Here is a 1399-nt window from a genome sequence, read left to right as displayed (position 1 = left end):
CGCCGTCGGCCCAGGCGTCCAGCGGGTCGGCGGCGCGGGTGTCGCCCGCAAGCAGGTAGGCGTCGAGCCGGCCGTCGCGTCGCGCAAGGCGGCGCAGGCGGCCACGCCCGGTGTCTTCGAAGCTCGCGTCTGGCGTGGTGAGGCCCAGTGCCTGGGCCAGCTCGCGCAGCTGCCCGGGTGGCAGCGGCTGGGCACTGGCGAACCGGATGCGCACGCCGCTCTCGCCGCTCATCGCCACCGGCAGCACGCTCGCATAGCCCAGGCTCGGGTGGCTCAGCCAGGGACGCAGCCTGGCGCGCCAGGCGACGGCGTCGCCACGCGCCCAGCCCACGGCCTGCCAGGGCAGCGCGGCCGGCGTGATGGCCACGGCCGTGTGCTTGAGCTCAGGCTGGTGCGAGACGGGATCGCGCGCGGGATTGGTGAGCGCGTTGATGCCATCCCCATTCAGGAAGGCGCTTCCCCAGTGCATGGGTAGAAAGGCCTGACCCGCGCGCAAGCCGGCGTCGGGCTGCACGGGGACGATCAGCGTGCCGCGGGCGGACGTCACGCGGACGAGCGCTGCGGGCCCCAGCCCGAGCCCGTCGAGATCGTCGGGATGCAGCGACAGGGCGGGCTCCTCCACGTGACGGGTGAGGGCCGGTGCCAGGCCCGTGCGGGCCATGGTGTGCCAGTGATCACGCAGCCGGCCGGTGGTGAGCCGCCAGGGGAATGCCTCGCTCACAGGTTCGGCCACGGCGCGGTAGGTGACCGGCAGAAAGCGCGCGCGCCCGTCCGCCGTGGCGAAGATGCCATCTCCGTAAAGCCGTGGTGTGCCCTGGCGTGCCCCTGCGGGATAAGGCCATTGCTGCGGGCCCTGTTGGGCCAGGGTGGCGTAGCTCAGTCCGCTGTAGTCCAGATCGCGTCCGGCCGTCGTGCGTGTGTGCTCGGCGAACACCGCATCGGCGTCGGCATAGGTGAATGTGGGTACCAGCTCGGGCGCGATGCGCGCGGCCAGCGCTCGCGCCACCGCCGCAACGATCTGCCAATCGCCTTGCGCGTCGCCCGGCGGCGCGATGGCGGCGTGCACGCGGCTCACGCGACGCTCGGAGTTGGTGACCGTGCCGTCTTTCTCGGGCCAGGTGGCCGCCGGCAGCACGATGTCCGCGTAGGCCAGGGTTTCCGTGCCCGCGAAGGCCTCCTGCACGATCACGAGCTCCGCGGCTTCGAGCGCGGCGCGCACGCGGGCCTGGTCGGGCAGCGACTGTGCCGGGTTGGTGGCCGCGATCCAGACCGCCTTGATGCGGCCGTCCCTGATCGCCTCGAAGAGTTGCAGTGCCGGCAGGCCCGGGGCGTCGGGCAGCGCGGGCACACCCCAGAGCGCGGCGACTTCGGCGCGGTGGGCGGCGTTGCCGGGGTCGCG

At 73.5% G+C, this 1399-nt stretch carries 1 protein-coding gene; it reads right to left on the bottom strand.

Annotated elements, in window-relative coordinates:
- Nucleotides 1-1399 (bottom strand): molybdopterin oxidoreductase family protein (locus tag IMZ29_RS22375; protein ID WP_216188474.1); only part of this gene is annotated, 1399 nt, incomplete at both ends.

Origin of the sequence: Verticiella alkaliphila (assembly GCF_018904615.1) — a bacterium.
GTDB lineage: Bacteria > Pseudomonadota > Gammaproteobacteria > Burkholderiales > Burkholderiaceae_B > Verticiella > Verticiella alkaliphila.
Note: the sequence above shows the minus strand (reverse complement) of the source record. Positions and strands in the feature narration are given on the sequence as shown.